A 17,583-nucleotide genomic window follows, 5' to 3' on the forward strand; every position below is an offset into this window, starting at 1 on the left:
CGAACCTGTCACTCAATGCCCGAAAGTTCAGCGGATGCGTTTTCTTCTGGTCGAAGACAGCGAGGATCTGGCCCGCGCCGTCGCCTCGCGGCTGGCGATGGAGGGGCATGGGGTGGACCATGCCGCCACCCTGGCCGATGCGCGACACTTTCTGGAAAGCGTCCCTTACGATCTGATCCTGCTGGATATTTCCTTGCCCGATGGGGATGGGCGCGATTTCCTGGTGCGGGAACGGGCAGCGCGGCGGGACACCCCGGTGATCATGATGACGGCCAGCGCCTCGGTCAGCGACCGGGTCGGGACGCTGGATCAGGGTGCCGATGATTACATCACCAAGCCCTTCGATTTCGGCGAATTGCAGGCGCGCTGCCGGGCCGTGCTGCGCCGTCATGCGGGGGCGGCGGACAGTCGGCGCCATTTCGCGGGCTTCGTCTTCGATGCGCTGGCGGCCACCGTGACCGTCGGCCCCGAGACCCGAGAGCTGCGCGCCCGCGAGCTGCGCCTGCTGGAGATCCTGCTGTCGCGGCCCGGTCAGGCCTATTCCAAGGCGCATCTGATCGACCGGCTGTTCTCGTTCGACGAGGAGGTCAGCGACAACGCGATCGAGGTCTATGTCGGCCGCCTGCGCCGCAAGCTGGAGGGGTCGGGCGCGCGGCTGGAGACGCTGCGCGGCGTCGGCTATCGGCTGATCCCCGAATGACGCCGCGCGCGCTGCGCCGCTGGCTGGAACCGGCGCGCCTGCGGTCGCTGAGGCGACGGCTGGTCTGGCAGTTCCTGGTCCTGTCGGCGCTGCTGGTGGCGGGGCTGTTCCTGACGGTGGGCTGGGTGGCCGAACGCGCCTCGCGCGCGTCGCAGGACGCGGTGCTGGGTGCCGCCGTCACCGCCATCGCCGAGGGCATCCGCAGCGTGGACGAGGGGCTGGAGATGGATCTGCCCTATGCGACCTTTTCCATGCTGGGCGCGATGGGGGACGAACGGATCTTTTATGCCGTCACGGTCGGCGGGCAGGTCGTCACCGGATACGAAGGGCTGCCGCCGCCGCCCGATGTGCCCGACGGGGTGGCGCCGGTCTTCTGGCGGGCCGACTATCAGGGGGCGGCGCTGCGGCTGGCCTCGGTCGCGCGGCCGATGCTGATCGACCAGCGGCTGTCGCAGGTCACGGTCAGCCTGGGCCAGACCCGCCAGGGCCAGGCCGCCATCGCGCGCGAGACCGCGCTTGGCGCGACCTGGGTGGCGCTGGCCTTTCTGGCGCTGGCGCTGCCGGTCGCGCTGTTGGCGGCGCAGGCGGTGCTGGCGCCGGTCCAGCGGCTGGCCGAGGTGGTCTCGGCGCGCGGGCCCCGCGACCTGTCGCCCGTCCGCCACCCCGCGCCCCGCGAACTGGCTCCGCTGCTGCGCGCGCTGAACGGGCTGATCGCGCGCCTGCGCGCCGCGCTGGAGCTGGCCGAGACCTTCATCTTCGAGGCCGCGCACCGCATCCGCACGCCCCTGTCGCTGGTCCGCACCGAGGCCGAGCTGGCCCTGTCCGAGACGACCGACCCCGCCACCCGCGCCCGCCTGCGCCGCATGGTCCGCGCCATCAACGAAAGCAGCCGCTCGGCCAGCCAGATCCTGGACCATGCGATGGTGATGTATCGCAGCGACCAGTTCGACGCGGGGCCGGTCGATCTGTCGGTGCTGACCGGATCGGTCCTGCGCGCCATCCGCCCCCTGGCCGAGATGCGCGACATCACGATCGTCGCGCGGGGGCTGGACAGCGCCTGTCCGGTGGTCGCAGATGAACGCATGCTGGAGATCGCGCTGCGCAACATCCTGGACAATGCGGTGAAATATTCCGACGCCGATGGCCGCATCACGCTGGATCTGGCGCATCAGGGCCGCGAGGCCGTGCTGACCCTGGCCGATGAGGGACGCGGGCTGCAGGGCGACCCAAGCCGCCTGCTGGACCGCTTCCACCGGGGGGCCAATGTGGGCGACGTGGCCGGGTCGGGCCTGGGCCTGACCATCGTAGCCGAGGTCGCCGCCGCCCATCGCGGCCGGTTCCGGCTGACACCACGCGACACGGGGGGAACATGCGCCGTCTTGTCCTTGCCGCTGGCCTGATCCTGGCGGGCCTGGCCCCCGCCCGCAGCTTCGAGATCGAGGCCGAGCGTCTGTTCGGCCCGCCCGACGGCGCGGTCATCCAGGTGCTGTCCACCACCGACACCCAGGCCTTTGCCCCGGTCCTGGCCGATTTCGCGGCCCGCCATCCCGGCCATGCGATCCGCTATGTGCAGGCATCCTCGACCCAGATCCAGCAGGCCATCGCGCAGGAAGGGGCGCGGTTCGACATGGTCATCTCATCGGCGATGGACCTGCAGATGCGGCTGGTCAATGACGGCTATGCCGCTTCGGCCGCGCCCCATGCGCCGGACCTGCCGCCCTGGGCACGCTGGCGCGACCAGCTGTGGGGGATCGCGCTGGAGCCGGTGGTGACGCTGGCCTCCCGCCAGGCCTTTGTCGACATTCCGGTCCCGCGCACCCGGCGCGACCTGATCGCGGCGCTGCGGGCCAATCCGGCGCGGTTCCAGGGGCGCGTGGCGACCTATGATCCGCGCATCGCGGGGGTGGGGTATTTCCTTCTGGCGCAGGACGATCAGGTGTCAGACGGGTTCTGGCGCCTGGCCGAGGTGATGGGGCGGCTGAACGCGCAGCTGTACTGCTGTTCGGGCGACATGATCGACGATCTGCGCGCGGGGCGGCTGTCGGTGGTCTATAACGTGGTGGCCAGCTATGCCGCGCGCTATCGCCCCGACGATCCCGACCTGATCCAGATCGCGGATGAGGATTACACCCTGGCCATCGTGCGTTCGGCCTTTCTGCCGGTGGACGCGCCCGATCCGGCGGGGGGGCGGCTGCTGCTGTCCTATCTGCTGTCGCCCCCGGCGCAGGCGCTGATCGAGGCCGCCAGCGGCGTGTCGCTGACCCGCAGCGCCGCAACCGCGCCCAGCCTGCGGCCAATCCGGCTGGATGCGGGGCTGCTGGTCTATTCCGACAGGCTGCGGCGCGGCGGATTGCTGGCCGAATGGCAGGCCGCGCTGATCCAGCCCAGCACCCCGCCCGCGCGGTGAAGCAAGGGCCCCGGATCGCGCCGGGGCCCTGTGGTCATGCTATTCCGCGGCCATCCGGTCGGCGGTGGGGTAATCGACATAGCCCTGCGCGCCGCCCGCATAAAAGGTCGACGGGTCCTGTTCGTTCAGGGCCAGCCCGCGGCGGAACCGCTCGGGCAGGTCCGGCGTCGCGATGAAGTCGCGCCCGAACGCCACGGCATCGGCCCGGCCCTCGGCCAGCAGGGCGGCGGCACTTTCGCGGGTCAGACCCTCGTTTGCGATGACCGGGCCGCCAAAGGCGTCGCGGATCGCGTCCAGCAGGCTGTCGGGGCCGATATGCTCGCGCAGGCACAGGAAGGCCACGCCGCGCGCGCGCATGTCGCGGGCCACCTGCGTGAACAGGGCGCGCGGGTCGCTGTCGCCCATGTCATGGCTGTCGCCGCGCGGCGCCAGATGCACGCCCACCCGGTCTGCGCCCCAGACGCCTGTCACCGCATCGGTGATCTCGTTCAGGAACCGGACGCGGTTCTCGATGCTGCCGCCATACTGGTCCTGGCGGGTGTTGCTGCGCTCCTGCAGGAACTGGTCGATCAGATAGCCGTTGGCGGCGTGGATCTCGACCCCGTCAAAGCCCGCATGGCGCGCATTCTCGGCCGCCTGGCGATAGGCGTCGACGATGCCGGGGATCTCCTCGGTGGTCAGGGCGCGGGGCGTCACATAGGCGCGCTTGGGGCGCAGCAGGCTGACATGCCCGTCCGGCTGGATCGAGGACGGCGCCACGGGCAGCTGCCCGCCCAGCAGTTCGGGGTCCGAGATGCGGCCCACATGCCACAGCTGCAGATAGATCAGACCGCCACGCTCGTGCACCGCGCGCGTCACCTTGGACCAGCCCGCGATCTGGTCGTCGTTCCAGATGCCGGGCGTCGCCTCATAGCCCACGCCCATGGGCATGATGCTGGTCGCCTCGGACAGGATCAGGCCGGCGCCGGCGCGCTGGCTGTAATACTCGACCATCAGGTCGTTGGGCACGCGCGCATCGCCCGCGCGCGACCGCGTCAGGGGCGCCATCACGATCCGGTTGCGCAGCGTCACCGCCCCCAGGGTCAGCGGTTCGAACATCGAGGACATCGCGTCCTCCTTTCCTTGATCTTGCTTGTGGGGCCTTGCGGCCCGGGAATTTCTGCGCGGGACCATCGCCCCGCCCGGCAGCAACTGTGCGCGCCGCCACCCGATTTCAAGACCGCCTGCCGCGTCGTCACAACGCCGTCACCGATGCGAAAAAGCCCCCCGGCCATGCGGCGGCATCTTCCATGTGAGCGGTTCCGCGACTATCCAGAAACACATGGATATCATGTTGCTGACCACCTTCACCGCCGTGCTGTTCCTGCTGATCGCGGCGGCGGAGCCGCTGGCGGCACGGCTGTCGCTGCCCTTCAGCGTGATGCTGGCGGCTGTGGGCATCATGATCGGCGGCGGCGCGCTGTTCCTGCTGCGCACCGATCTGACCGATACGCTGAACCCGGTGGCCGAAAGCATCCTGTCGCTGCCCATCCGCTCCAGCGTGTTCCTCTATGTGTTCCTGCCGACGCTGATCTTTCAGGCCACGCTGGAGATGAACATTCGCAGGATGATGGATGACTGGGTGCCCATCATGACGCTGGCGGTGGTCGCGGTGGTCGCGGCGACGCTGACCATCGGCTATGCGCTGTACTGGGCGGGGGTGCCGCTGATGGTGGGCCTGCTGATCGGCGCGATCGTGTCCACCACCGACCCCTCCGCCGTGGTCACCATCTTTCGCAGCCTGTCGGCCCCCAAACGCCTGTCGCGCATCGTCGAGGGCGAAAGCCTGCTGAACGACGCCGCCGCCATCGCGCTGTTCGGGCTGTTCCTTTCCTATGTCATGCTGGGCGTCCCGAACCCCAGCCTGGCCGAGGCCCTGGGCCAGTTCCCCGGCCTGATCGTCGGCGGTGTCGCCGCCGGTTGGGTGGTCGCGCGGGTCGCGCTGATGCTGATGGGCCTGTTCGGACGGTTCGAGACGGCGCAGATTTCGGTCTCGGTCGCGGTGCCCTATCTGGCCTATATCGGGGCCGAACAGTTGCTGGGCGCGTCGGGCGTGATCGCCGTGGTGGTCGCGGGCCTGACGCTGAACCTGATGGGGCCGGGTCGCCTGACGCCCGCCTTCTGGGTGAACCTGCGCGAGGTCTGGGGCCTGCTTGCGCATTGGGCGGGGGCGCTGATCTTTATCCTGGCGGCGCTGCTGATCCCGCGCCTGCTGGGCGAGGTGCGGCTGAACGACCTCTATCTGATCGGGGTCGTGGTGATCGCGGCCTTTGTCGCCCGCGCGCTGATCCTGTTTCTGCTGCTGCCCCTGCTGACCAGCATGCGCCTGTCGCCCAAGATCCAGCGCCCCTATCGCATGGCGATCATGTGGGGGGGGCTGCGCGGCGCGGTCACGCTGGCGCTGGCGCTGGCGGTCACCGAAAACCTGCGCGTCCCGGTCGAGACCAAGCGCGTCGTGGGCATCTTGGCCACGGGCTTTGCGCTGTTCACGCTGATCGTGCAGGGCACCACGCTGCGATGGGTCATCGGCCTGCTGGGCCTGGACAAGCTGTCGCCGCTGGACCGGGCGCTGTCCAATCAGGTGGTCGCCGTCGCGCTGCAGACGGTGCGCGAGGGTGTGGCCTCGGTCACCGAGAATTACGACCTGACCCGAGAGACCGTCCGATCCGAGGCCAAGCGTTTCGCCGCCCGCCTGGACAGCGCGGTCGAGGCCGCCGAGGCCGACGACAATGCCCAGATCCTGGACCGCGACCGCATCACCCTGGGCCTGATCGCCCTGGCCGCGCATGAGCGTGAGGTGATCGTCCAGCGGTTCCGCGAACGCGCGATCTCGGCGCGGCTGTCGGAGCAGGCGCTGTTCGACGCCGATCGCCTGATCGAGGGCGCGCGTCAGGGCGGGCGCACGGGCTATCAGCGGGCGGCGCGCTCCAGCCTGCGCTATGGGCCGGCGTTCCGGTTCGCGGCCTTCCTGCGAAACAGGCTGGGCATCGCGGGACCGTTGGGCCGCATGACCGCCGACCGGTTCGAGATGCTGCTGGGCAAGCGGCTGATCCTGCGCGACCTGCACGGTTTCATCGACCGGCGCATCCGCCGCATCCACGGCCGTCGCGTGGCCGAGCTGCTGCACGAGCTGCTGCAGCGCCGCATCGAGGCGGTCGAGACCGCGCTGTCGGGCCTGCGCCTGCAATTCCCCGGCTATGCCGAGGAGTTGGAGCGCCGCTTTATCCGCCGCACCGCCCTGCGTCTGGAGGAGCGCGAATACAACGCCCTGCGCGATGACGGGCTGATCGGTGCCGAGGTTCACATCCAGCTGATGGACGACATCCGCCGCCGTCGCCAGCAGACCGAAAGCCGCCCCACGCTGGACCTGGCGCTGCGCAAGAACCAGGTGGTTCGGCAATTCCCGCTGTTCGGCGATCTGGACGATGCCGAGCTGAAGCGCTTGGGCCGCGAGATCCGCACCCGCTATGTCAATGCGGGCCATGTGATCACCCGCAAGGACACGCCCGCGCGGTCGGTGTTCTTCGTGGCTTCGGGCGCGGTGGAACAGGAGGTCGCGGGCCAGACCACGCGGCTTGGCCGCGGAGAGATGTTCGGGCAGATGGGCGTTCTGACCCGCCGTATCCGCAAGGCGGAGGTGCGCGCGATCACGCCGACCACGCTGCTGGTGCTGGACGAGGCGGGTTTTCGCCGCCTGCTGAAACGGTCCGCCGCGCTGCGCCGTGCGGTGCGGGACAGCGTCGTGGGCAAGGTGGTCGCCGGAGAGGTGCTGCGCATGCCCGAACTGGCGCAGGACGCGCCGCCCGAGCAGCGCACCCCGCCGACGCCGCCGGCAGCGCCGCCGATGCCCGCCGACCCCGCGCCGCTTGGCGATTCCGTCGCAAGCCGCTAAACCCACGCTGACGACCCCGACCACAAGGCCCCCTGCCATGGACATTCCCGCCCAGACCGCCACCCGCATTGCCCGCCAGATCGCGACTGAGATCGGGGCGAACCGCGCGCAGGTGACCGCTGCCGCCGACCTGCTGGACGGGGGCGCGACCGTCCCCTTTGTCGCGCGCTATCGCAAGGAGGTCACGGGCGGCCTGGATGACACCCAGCTGCGCACCCTGGCCGAACGCCTGTCCTATCTGCGCGAGATGGAGGCGCGGCGGGCCTCGATCCTGGGGTCGATCCGCGACCAGGGCAAGCTGACCGACGATCTGGCCCGCGCCATCGGCACGGCCGAGACCAAGGCCGCGCTGGAGGACATCTATCTGCCCTTCAAGCCGAAACGCCGGACCAAGGCGATGATCGCGCGCGAGAACGGGCTGGAGCCGCTGTTGCGTGCCATCCAGGCCGATCCGTCGCGCGATCCGGCCGCGCTCGCCCCGGCCTATCTGTCCGAGGCCGTGGACAGCCCCAAGGCCGCCCTGGACGGCGCCCGCGACATCCTGGTCGAGGAGCTGTCGGAGAACGCCGAAGTCTTGGGCCCCCTGCGCGACTTCATGCGCCGCGAGGCCCGCATCAGCGCCCGCGTGGTCCCCGGCAAGGAGGAGGCGGGCGCCAAGTTCAGCGACTATTTCGCCCATTCCGAGGGCTGGTCGGGCATTCCCGGCCACCGCGCTCTGGCCATCCTGCGCGCCGCCAAGGAGGAGGTCGTGACCATCGAGATCGCCCCCGAACCCGAGACCGGCACCGCGCGGGCCGAGGGGATCGTGGCGCGGGGTCTGGGCGCGGTGGGGCAGGGGCCGGGCGCCGACTGGCTGCGCGGGGTCGCGGGCTGGGCCTGGCGGGTGCGGCTGTCGAACACGATGTATATCGACCTGCTGACCGAATTGCGCGCCCGCGCCCATGCCGAGGCGATCCAGGTCTTTGCCCGCAACCTGCGCGACCTGTTGCTGGCGGCACCCGCGGGCCCGCGCGCGACCCTGGGGTTGGACCCCGGCATCCGCACGGGGTGCAAGATCGCGGTCGTGGACGGCACCGGCAAGCTGCTGGACACCGCCACCATCTATCCGTTCCAGCCCAAGAACGATCTGCGCGGGGCCGAGGCCACGCTGCTGGCGCTGATCGCGAAACATGGCGTGGACCTGATCGCCATCGGCAACGGCACCGCCAGCCGCGAGAGCGAGCGTCTGGTCGCCGAAGAGCTGAAACGCCTGCCCAAGGGCGTCAAGGCGCCCACCAAGGTGATCGTGTCCGAGGCCGGGGCATCGGTCTATTCCGCCTCCGAACTGGCGGCGAAGGAGTTTCCGGGGCTGGACGTCAGCTTGCGCGGTGCGGTCAGCATCGCGCGGCGGTTGCAGGACCCGCTGGCCGAACTGGTCAAGGTGCCGCCGCAATCTATCGGCGTGGGGCAGTATCAGCACGACGTCGACCAGCGCCAGCTGGCCAAGTCGCTGGAGGCCGTGGTCGAGGATGCCGTGAACGCCGTGGGCGTCGATCTGAACACGGCCTCCGCGCCGCTTCTGGCGCATGTCGCGGGGCTGGGACCGTCGCTGGCGCAGGCCATCGTCGCGCATCGCGATGCGCAGGGCGCGTTCCCGTCGCGCGCGGCGCTGAAGAAGGTGGCTGGCCTGGGCCCCAAGGCGTTCCAGCAATGCGCCGGTTTCCTACGCGTGCAGGGGCCCGAGCCGCTGGACGCATCGGCTGTCCACCCCGAGGCCTATGGCGTCGCGCGCAAGATCGTGGCCGCCTGCGGGCGCGATCTGCGGTCGCTGATGGGGGATGCGCAGGCGCTCAAGGCCGTGAACGCCCGGGATTTCGTCACCGAGGATTTCGGCCTGCCCACCGTGCGCGACATCCTGGCCGAGCTGGAGAAACCCGGCCGCGACCCCCGCCCCGGTTTCGTCACCGCCAGCTTTGCCGAGGGGGTCGAGGATATCAAGGATCTGCGCCCCGGCATGTCGCTGGAGGGGACGGTCACCAACGTCGCGGCCTTTGGCGCCTTCGTCGATATCGGGGTGCATCAGGACGGGCTGGTCCATGTCAGCCAGCTGGCCGACCGGTTTGTTAAGGACCCGCATGAGGTGGTCAAGGCCGGCGACGTCGTCCGCGTCCGCGTGACCGAGGTCGACGCCCCCCGCAAGCGCATCGGCCTGACCATGCGCAAGGACAACGCCCCCACCGACCGCCCCGCGCGCGAACCGGCAAAGCCCGCGCCCCGTGCCGCCCAGGCCGCGCCCAAGGGGGCGGGCGCCTTTGGCTCGGCCCTGGCCGATGCGCTGCGCAAGCGATAGGAGCGCGTAATGACCCCGCTGGACGACCCCGATCACCGCGCCCTTCTGATCCGCGACGCGCATCACGCGCTGGATTTCTTTGACGCCAGCATCCGGGCGGCGGGCGGGTTTCATGTGCTGGACCTGGACGGCACACCCCTGCCGGGCACGGTGCAGGAGCTGCACACGACCACGCGGCTGGTCCATTCCTATGCGCTGGCTCAGATGGCCGGGCGGCCGGACCGCGCGGGGATCGTGGATCAGGGCATGGACTGGCTGTGGCGCGCGCATCGCGACCCGGATCACGGCGGCTATCTCTGGGCGCTGGACGGCACCGCGCCGGTGGAGGGACCCAAGCTGGCCTATGGGCATGTCTTCGTGCTGCTGGCGGCCTCCAGCGCCAAGATGGCCGGGCACCCGGATGCGGATCGCCTGCTGGCCGACATCACGCAGGTGCTGGACCGTCATTACTGGGACGACGACGCGGGCCTGTTCCGCGACGAATTCACCCGCGACTGGCGGGTGTTCTCGACCTATCGCGGCATGAACGCCAACATGCACGGGGTCGAGGCGCTGCTGGCCCAGCACGAGGCGACGGGCGACGCCCGCCCGCTGGACCGCGCGGGCCGCATCCTGGAGTTCTTCATTGCGGGGCAGGCCGCGCGCCACGGCTGGCGCATCCCGGAACATTACGACGACCGCTGGCAGCCCGACCACGCCTATGCGGGCAACCCGATGTTCCGCCCCGCGGGCACCACGCCCGGCCACAGCTTCGAGATGGCGCGCCTGCTGCTGCAATGGTGGGACCTGGCCGGTCGGCCCGGCGCGGACGCCCCCGCGCATGCCCGCGCGCTGGTCGAGACGGCGCTGGCCGATGCCTGGCTGCCGGGTGGCGGGCTGGCCTATACCCTGCGCGAGGGTCGCGTGGACAACGCCGCCCGCTACTGGTGGCCGGTGACCGAGGCGATCGGCGCGCTGGCCGCCCTGATCAAGCTGGACCCGCAGCCGCAGGACGCCCTGTGGTATCGCCGCCTGTGGGACTTTGCCCAAAGCGCGCTGATCGACCATAGGCACGGCGGCTGGTTCCCCGAACTGGCCCCTGACGGCACGCCCGATGCCCGGCAGTTCGTGGGCAAGCCCGACATCTATCACGCGATCCAGGCCGATCTGCTGCCGCTGGTCCCGGGATTGTCGCGGGCGGCGCAGGCCCTGGCCGCCACGAAACCCTTGAAAAGGAATGGCACGGCTGATTAACCTTTGTTTACGAGGCGCGAACGCGCTTGACGAGGCGGGGCCGGGCGGGACATCCGGAGTGCCTCGGTCGAAATGCCTGATTTGACAGGTCTGTTCAGTTCAAGGTTCACAGTCCACGATGTCCTCAATCGATCCCAATCTGCGCGCGCTTGACCTTCTTGCCGGGGCGGAAGGGGGATTTGCCCTGTCGATTCTGGATGCCTCGCCGGATTGCATCAAGCTGCTGGATCTTGAGGGACGGGTGATCTTCATGAACGGCAACGGCCTCTGCGCCATGGAGATCGACGATTTCATCGCGGTCGAACGCAGCCCCTGGCCAGCGCTGTGGCCTGCCGAGGCCGAGGCCCGGCTGATCGACGCGATGCAGGCCGCCCGCGCGGGGCGCGTGTCGCGGTTCGAGGCGTTCTGCCCGACCGCCAAGGGCACCCCGCGCTGGTGGCAGGTCACGGTGTCCCCGGTCGCGGATGACGGCGGCGCGGTGCGGCGCATTCTGGCCTCGTCGCGCGACGTGACCGAGATGGTCGAGAGCCGCCTGCAGCTGGAGCGAGAGGTCGCCCGCAAGGATGAGGCCATCGCCCGCCAGACCATCCTGATGGGAGAGATCGACCACCGGGTCAAGAACAGCTTTGCCGCCGTGATCGGCCTGCTGCGCATGCAGTCGCGCCTGCATGCCGGCGGCCCGGCCGAGGCGCAGCTGACCGATGCCGCCAACCGCATCTCGACCCTGGCGCGGGTGCATGACCAGCTGCACCTGGACCCGGCCAGCGGCGATGTCAGCCTGCGCGACTATATCGCCGCGCTGGCCACCGATCTGGCGCAGGCGCTGAACGCGCCCATCGCGCTGGACGACCGCCTGCCGCCCGATCTGCGCGTGATGCCCGCCCAGGCCGCCGCCATCGGCCAGATCCTGGCCGAACTGATCGGCAACGCGGTCAAGCATGCGCGCCCGCCGGGGCGTCCGGGCCTGTGGCTGGGCCTGACGCAGCTGGGCGGCATGCTGTCCATGGCGCTGGCCGATGACGGGCCGGGCCTGCCCCCCGATTTCGACCCCGAACGGTCGCGCGGCCTGGGCATGCAGATCTGTCGCGTCTATGCCCAGCAGATGGGCGGCGCGCTGCATCACGGCCCCGCCGAACAGGGCGGTGCCGAGTTTCGCGTCACCCTGCGGCTGGATACCGCTGCGGCATCCTGACCGCGCGGGAACCGTCCGGCCCTTTCGACGATTGACATCCCGAACGCGGGCGTCCACCGCTGCGCGCCTTGCCTGTGCCTGCCCCCACCCCCTTTCCCTGAACAGGAGCCGCCGATGCGGATGAAGATCGACGTGACGCTTGACTATGCGCTGGAACAGCCCGGACCCGCGCTGCTGCTGATCGAGGCGGCCGGCGTGCACGGCCAGATCCTGAATCGCGCCACGATCGACCTGGGCCAGCCGCAAAAGATGGCCCGCGTGCCCGCCGAGGAGGGCATCGGCGAGCGCATCGTGATGTTCCTGGAGGAACGGCTGACCTGCCGTTATTCGGCCGAGGTTCACGTGACCCGCACCCGCCCGAACCTGGACGCGCTGGAGGCCGTCGCGGTCGAGGACATGCCCGGCGACGCCCTGCGCTATCTGCTGCCGTCGCGCTATTGCCAGGCCGAGCGGTTCGGCCATTTCACCGGCTCGCGGTTCGAGGGGCTGACCGGCGGATCGCTGGTCGCCGCCATGCGGGACTGGGTCGAGCGCAACCTGGACTATGTCTCGGGGGCCAGCGACGCCAACACCACTGCGGCCGACACGTTCCTGGACCGGCGCGGCGTCTGCCGCGATTACGCGCATCTGCTGATCGCGCTGTGCCGCGCGCAGCAGATCCCCGCGCGCATCGCCAGCGTCTATGCCCCCGAGGTCCAGCCGCAGGATTTCCACGCCGTGGTTCAGGTCTATCTGGGCGGAGAGTGGTACCTGGTCGATCCGACCGGCATGGCCCATGCCGACCAGATGGCGCTGGTCGCGGTGGGGCGCGATGCGGCGGATGTGGCGTTCCTGACCACGACTTCGGTCGCGGATCTGCGCACGCAGAGCGTCGAGGTCACTGCCCTCTAGGCCAGCGCGCCCAGGATAAGCAGCAGCCCCGCCAGCACCGTGGCCCGCCGGATCAGCGCGATGCCCCGCGCCAGATCGGCGGCCCCCGGATCAGGGGCGGTGCCGTTCAGCCAGGGCTCGGCCGCGACGCGGTCGCCATAGGTGCGGGGGCCGGACAGGCGAATGCCCAGGGCGCCCGCCATCGCCCCCTCGGGCCAGCCCGCGTTGGGGGACCGGTGCGACCCGGCATCGCGCCACGCCACCCGCAGCGCCGCCATCCCGCGCCGCCCCGCGGCCAGCGCGATCAGCCCCGCCGTCAGCCGCGCGGGGATCAGGTTCGCCACATCGTCCAGCCGCGCGGCGACCATGCCGAAGGCCTCGTGGCGCGGGGTGCGGTGGCCGATCATCGAATCCATCGTGTTGATCGCCTTGTAGGCCGCGATGCCCGGCAGCCCGCCGACCGCCGCCCAGAACAGCGGCGCGATGACGCCGTCGCTGCTGTTCTCGGCCAGGCTCTCCAGGCTGGCGCGGGCCAGGGCGGGCGTGTCTGCCTGCGTGACGTCGCGCCCCACGATCATCGCCGTCGCCGCCCGCGCGCCCGCCAGATCGCCCGCAGCCAGCGGCACCGCCACCGCGCGCAGATGCTGGTCCAGCGACCGCGCCGCGACTAGCGGCCAGGCCAGCACGGCCGCCACCCACGGCCCCAGCCACGCCTGGATCAGCGCCGCCGGGATCATCGCGGCCAGCACGACGATGATCACGGTCAGCGCGCCTTTGGCCCGCCGCGCGCGGCCCCGGTTCAGGCCCCGGTCCAGCGCCGCGATCAGCCGCCCGGCCCAGGTGACCGGATGCCCGATCCGGCGATAAACCGCATCGGGCCAGCCGATCAGCGCGTCCAGGATCAGCGCGATGGCCGCGATCATCGCCATGGCCTCAGTCCCCGGCGCGCAGGTTGACGGCCTCGACGGCCCAGGCATCGCCCGCGCGCCGCAGCACCGTGATCGACAGGGGCGCGACCGAAAAGGACAGCGCCGCCGCCCCCACCACCATCGACAGCGCCGCACGCACCGTGCCCGCATGGGCGACGATCACCGTATCGCCGTCCAGCGTGTTCAGCACCGGAATGACGCGGGCCGCCATGTCGTCAAAGCTCTCTCCGCCGGGCGGGCGGTGGCGGGCCAGCGCCTGCGGGGGCAGGGGGCCCAGATCGGGCAGCAGGGCGGGGTCCGTCCCCTCCCACGCGCCCAGGTCCTGCTCCCACAGCGCCGCCTCCAGCCGGTCGGGCGTCAGATCCAAGGCCGCCGCCGTCTGACGACAGCGCAGCGCCGGGCTGGCGATCACCTGCCCCGGCGTCAGGCGGGCGCGTTGGCGGGCGATGGCGGCGGCGTCGCTGCAATCGGCGGGCACGTCGCGGCGGCCCGCCATCAGGCCGCCGGCAAGGCTGGGTGCATGGCGCAGGATGGTCAGGCGCATGGGTCCGCTCCGTCTGGTCGGGTCCTCCTTTGGCCCGATGGCGCGCGGGGGGCAAGCGCTGATGCTTGACGCGTCGTCGCATCGCGCGCAGCCTGGTTGACGGAGCGCGGTCGGCTGCGCTATGGAAATGAACAAGCGTTCAATAAACCGGGGAGGGGGATCGCGATGTTCACACGAGGCATGGAATTCGATCTGGGCGAGGATGTGAACGCGCTGCGCGAGATGGTGCATCGGTGGGCGCAGGACCGCGTGGCCCCCCTGGCCGCCGAGACCGACCGCAGCAACGCCTTTCCCAACGCGCTTTGGACCGAGATGGGCGAGCTGGGCCTGCTGGGCATCACCGTCCCGGAGGAGTTCGGCGGCGCGGGCATGGGCTATCTGGCGCATGTCATCGCGACCGAGGAGATCGCGCGGGCCAGCGCCTCGATCAGCCTGTCCTATGGTGCGCATTCGAACCTCTGCGTGAACCAGATCAAGCTGAACGGCACGGATGCGCAGCGCGCGAAATACCTGCCCGACCTGTGCAGCGGCAAGGCCGTGGGCGCGCTGGCCATGTCCGAGGAAAGCGCGGGCAGCGATGTTGTCAGCATGAAGCTGCGGGCCGAGAAGAAGAACGACCGCTATGTGCTGAACGGCAGCAAATACTGGATCACCAATGCGCCCGACGCGCAGGTTCTGGTGGTCTATGCCAAGACCGACCCGGAGGCCGGGTCGAAGGGCATCACGGCCTTCATCGTCGAACGCGGCATGGCGGGGTTCTCGACCAGCCCGCATTTCGACAAGCTGGGGATGCGCGGATCAAATACGGGCGAGTTGATCTTTGACAATGTCGAGATCCCGTTCGGGAACGTCCTGGGCGAGGAGGGTCGGGGCGTTCGGGTGCTGATGTCGGGTCTGGATTACGAGAGGGTGGTCCTGTCCGGCATCGGCACCGGTATCATGGCGGCCTGCCTGGATCAGGTCATGCCCTACATGGCCGAACGAAAGCAGTTCGGCCAGCCGGTGGGCTCGTTCCAGCTGATGCAGGGCAAGATGGCCGACATGTATGTGGCCCTGAACACCGCCCGCGCCTATGTCTATGAGGTCGCGCGGGCCTGCGACAAGGGGACCGTCACGCGTCAGGACGCGGCGGGCGCGGTCCTTTACGCCAGCGAACAGGCGATGGTGCAGGCGCATCAGGCCGTGCAGGCGATGGGCGGGGCCGGGTTCCTGAACGACAGCGTCGTCAGCCGCCTGTTCCGCGACGCCAAGCTGATGGAGATCGGCGCCGGCACCAGCGAGATCCGCCGCATGCTGATCGGGCGAGAGCTGATGGGGCTGGTCTGATGCGGGCCGCGCTGGCCTTGATCCTGCTTGCGGCCCCGGTCGCCGCGCAGGAACCCGCGGCTTTTGACCCCGCCCCACTGCTGGCTTGCGTGGAGGGGGGCGGTGACGACTGCGCGGGCCTGGCCGCCAATGCCTGCATGGAGGGTGAGGACGGGTCCAGCACCGTCGGCATGGGGTTCTGCCTGGGCGCGGAACGCGACTGGTGGGACGCGCGCCTGAACGACCGCTATCAGCAGGTGATGACCCGCGCCAAGGCGGCCGATGCCGAGCTGGAGGGTCTGGGCAGCGCCGCCGCCCCGCAGGCGCCCGCGCTGCGCGACATGCAGCGCGCCTGGATCGCCTATCGCGACGCCGCCTGCACCTATGAGGCGACGCGGTGGGGTGGCGGCACCGGGGCAGGGCCCGCCGCCGCGCAATGCGCGCTGAACCTGACCGCGCGTCAGGCGACTTATCTGGACGGCTATCTGCGCGAAGGCCGCTGACTGAACGACATTGTCGGGAGACGACCGCATGAAACTGACCTCCGCCGCGCTGCCGACCTCGGATCAGTTCCGCGCCAACCGCGCAGCCCATCTGGCGCTGTTGCAGACGGTCCGCGATGCCGCCGACCTGGCCGCCGCCGGGGGCGGCCCCAAGGCGGTCGAGCGTCACGTCAGCCGGGGCAAGATGCCCCCGCGCGAACGCGTGGCGAACCTGCTGGACCCCGGCAGCCCGTTCCTGGAGATCGGCGCGGTGGCGGCGCATGGCCTCTATGACGGGGCAGCGCCCTGCGCCGGGGTGATCGCCGGGGTGGGGCGCGTGGAGGGTCAGGACGTGATGGTCGTGGCCAATGACGCGACGGTCAAGGGCGGCACCTATTACCCGATGACGGTCAAGAAACACCTGCGCGCGCAGGAGATCGCCGAGGAATGCGGCCTGCCCTGCATCTATCTGGTCGATAGCGGCGGCGCGAACCTGCCCAACCAGGACGAGGTGTTCCCCGACCGCGACCATTTCGGGCGCATCTTCTTCAACCAGGCGCGGATGAGCGCCAAGGGCATCCCGCAGATCGCCGTGGTGATGGGCTCCTGCACGGCGGGCGGTGCCTATGTGCCGGCCATGTCGGACGTGACCATCATCGTGCGCGGGCAGGGCACGATCTTTCTGGCGGGCCCGCCGCTGGTCAAGGCCGCCACCGGAGAGGTCGTGACCACCGAGGATCTGGGCGGCGGCGACGTGCATACCCGCCTGTCGGGTGTGGCCGACTATCTGGCCGAGGATGACGCCCATGCGCTGGCCATGGCGCGCCGCGCGGTCGGCCATCTGAACCGCCGCCGCCCCGACACGGTCGTCTGGCAGTCGCCCGAACCCCCCGCCTATGACCCGGACGAGCTGTTCGGCGTGGTGCCCGCCGACCTGCGCACCCCCTATGACATCCGCGAGGTCATCGCGCGCATCGTCGACGGCAGCCGCTTTGACGAGTTCAAGGCCCGCTTTGGCGAGACGCTGGTGACGGGCTTCGCCCATGTCGAGGGCTGCCCGGTGGGCATCGTCGCCAACAATGGCGTCCTGTTCAGCGAGGCCGCGCAGAAGGGCGCCCATTTCATCGAGCTGTGCAGCGCCCGCAACATCCCGCTGGTGTTCCTGCAGAACATTACCGGCTTCATGGTCGGCCGCAAATACGAGAACGAAGGCATCGCGCGGCACGGCGCCAAGATGGTGACCGCCGTCGCCACCACCAACGTGCCCAAGATCACCATGCTGGTCGGCGGCAGCTTTGGCGCAGGCAATTACGGCATGGCGGGGCGCGCCTATTCGCCCCGTTTCCTGTGGACCTGGCCCAACAGCCGCATCAGCGTCATGGGCGGCGAACAGGCGGCGGGCGTGCTGGCCACCGTGCGCCGCGACGGGATCGAACGGCAGGGCGGCACCTGGTCCGCAGAGGACGAGGCCGCGTTCAAGCGCCCCACGGTCGAGATGTTCGACCGGCAGTCCCACCCCCTCTATGCCTCGGCGCGGCTGTGGGATGACGGGATCATCGACCCGCGCAAATCGCGCGAGGTGCTGGCCCTGTCGCTGCGCGCCAGCCTGAATGCGCCCATCGAGCCGACGCGTTTCGGCCTGTTCCGGATGTGAGGGGAAC

The 17,583-nt window shown here is 70.2% G+C and carries 14 protein-coding genes; 11 read left to right on the forward strand and 3 right to left on the reverse strand.

The genetic code is table 11. The features are described 5' to 3' along the window. The first annotated feature begins 34 nt into the window (after positions 1-34). Genes FA740_RS02565 through FA740_RS02575 form a run of 3 tightly spaced genes read left to right on the forward strand, consistent with a single transcriptional unit; the run spans position 35 to position 3,107 of the window. Positions 35-700: a response regulator transcription factor gene (locus FA740_RS02565; RefSeq protein WP_136855209.1), complete on the forward strand. Its 666-nt coding sequence runs from the start codon at positions 35-37 to the stop codon at positions 698-700. Continuing rightward, positions 697-2,100: a sensor histidine kinase gene (locus FA740_RS02570; RefSeq protein ID WP_136855210.1), complete on the forward strand. Its 1,404-nt coding sequence runs from the start codon at positions 697-699 to the stop codon at positions 2,098-2,100. The genes FA740_RS02565 and FA740_RS02570 overlap by 4 nt, the downstream gene beginning before the upstream one ends. After that, a complete protein-coding gene (locus FA740_RS02575; RefSeq protein WP_136855211.1) occupies positions 2,070-3,107 on the forward strand; it encodes an ABC transporter substrate-binding protein in 1,038 nt (345 codons plus the stop codon). The genes FA740_RS02570 and FA740_RS02575 overlap by 31 nt, the downstream gene beginning before the upstream one ends. Positions 3,108-3,146: 39 nt before the next feature. Here the strand turns inward: FA740_RS02575 and FA740_RS02580 are convergent, their stop codons facing one another. Then, entirely contained in the window at positions 3,147-4,214 is a 1,068-nt protein-coding gene (locus FA740_RS02580; RefSeq protein ID WP_136855212.1) for an alkene reductase, read from the reverse strand. A 214-nt stretch (positions 4,215-4,428) separates the two neighbouring features. Between FA740_RS02580 and FA740_RS02585 the strand changes: the two genes are divergently transcribed. From FA740_RS02585 to FA740_RS02605, 5 genes are all read left to right on the forward strand, one after another. Beyond that, positions 4,429-7,038, forward strand: coding sequence for a cation:proton antiporter (locus tag FA740_RS02585; protein ID WP_136855213.1), 2,610 nt, complete (start codon positions 4,429-4,431; stop codon positions 7,036-7,038). A 37-nt stretch (positions 7,039-7,075) separates the two neighbouring features. Next, positions 7,076-9,367, forward strand: a complete 2,292-nt coding sequence (locus FA740_RS02590; protein WP_136855214.1) for a Tex family protein — start codon at positions 7,076-7,078, stop codon at positions 9,365-9,367. 9 nt (positions 9,368-9,376) lie between these two features. Continuing rightward, positions 9,377-10,600 (forward strand): AGE family epimerase/isomerase, encoded by a 1,224-nt coding sequence (locus FA740_RS02595; protein WP_136855215.1) that lies wholly within the window; start codon positions 9,377-9,379, stop codon positions 10,598-10,600. Positions 10,601-10,718: 118 nt separating this feature from the next. Further along, complete coding sequence (locus FA740_RS02600) at positions 10,719-11,792, forward strand: sensor histidine kinase (protein WP_136855216.1); 1,074 nt, start codon at positions 10,719-10,721, stop codon at positions 11,790-11,792. A gap of 114 nt (positions 11,793-11,906) precedes the next feature. Further along, positions 11,907-12,683 (forward strand): transglutaminase-like domain-containing protein, encoded by a 777-nt coding sequence (locus FA740_RS02605; protein ID WP_136855217.1) that lies wholly within the window; start codon positions 11,907-11,909, stop codon positions 12,681-12,683. Here the strand turns inward: FA740_RS02605 and cbiB are convergent. Next, a complete protein-coding gene (gene cbiB / locus FA740_RS02610) occupies positions 12,680-13,591 on the reverse strand; it encodes an adenosylcobinamide-phosphate synthase CbiB (RefSeq protein WP_136855218.1) in 912 nt (303 codons plus the stop codon). The two genes, FA740_RS02605 and cbiB, sit on opposite strands and share 4 nt — an antisense overlap. A gap of 4 nt (positions 13,592-13,595) precedes the next feature. Further along, positions 13,596-14,135, reverse strand: coding sequence for a histidine phosphatase family protein (locus FA740_RS02615; RefSeq protein WP_136855219.1), 540 nt, complete (start codon positions 14,133-14,135; stop codon positions 13,596-13,598). Positions 14,136-14,300: 165 nt separating this feature from the next. On the opposite strand from FA740_RS02615, the gene FA740_RS02620 reads away from it, so the two are divergent. From FA740_RS02620 to FA740_RS02630, 3 genes are read left to right on the forward strand one after another with little or no spacing between them, the layout of a single operon-like run. After that, positions 14,301-15,461: an isovaleryl-CoA dehydrogenase gene (locus FA740_RS02620; RefSeq protein WP_136855220.1), complete on the forward strand. Its 1,161-nt coding sequence runs from the start codon at positions 14,301-14,303 to the stop codon at positions 15,459-15,461. Further along, entirely contained in the window at positions 15,461-15,943 is a 483-nt protein-coding gene (locus tag FA740_RS02625) for a lysozyme inhibitor LprI family protein (protein ID WP_211243630.1), read from the forward strand. The genes FA740_RS02620 and FA740_RS02625 overlap by 1 nt, the downstream gene beginning before the upstream one ends. A 28-nt stretch (positions 15,944-15,971) precedes the next feature. Beyond that, positions 15,972-17,576: a carboxyl transferase domain-containing protein gene (locus tag FA740_RS02630; protein WP_136855222.1), complete on the forward strand. Its 1,605-nt coding sequence runs from the start codon at positions 15,972-15,974 to the stop codon at positions 17,574-17,576. Positions 17,577-17,583 lie beyond the last annotated feature (7 nt).

The organism is Paracoccus hibiscisoli, assembly GCF_005048265.1.
Taxonomy (GTDB): Bacteria; Pseudomonadota; Alphaproteobacteria; order Rhodobacterales; family Rhodobacteraceae; genus Paracoccus; species Paracoccus hibiscisoli.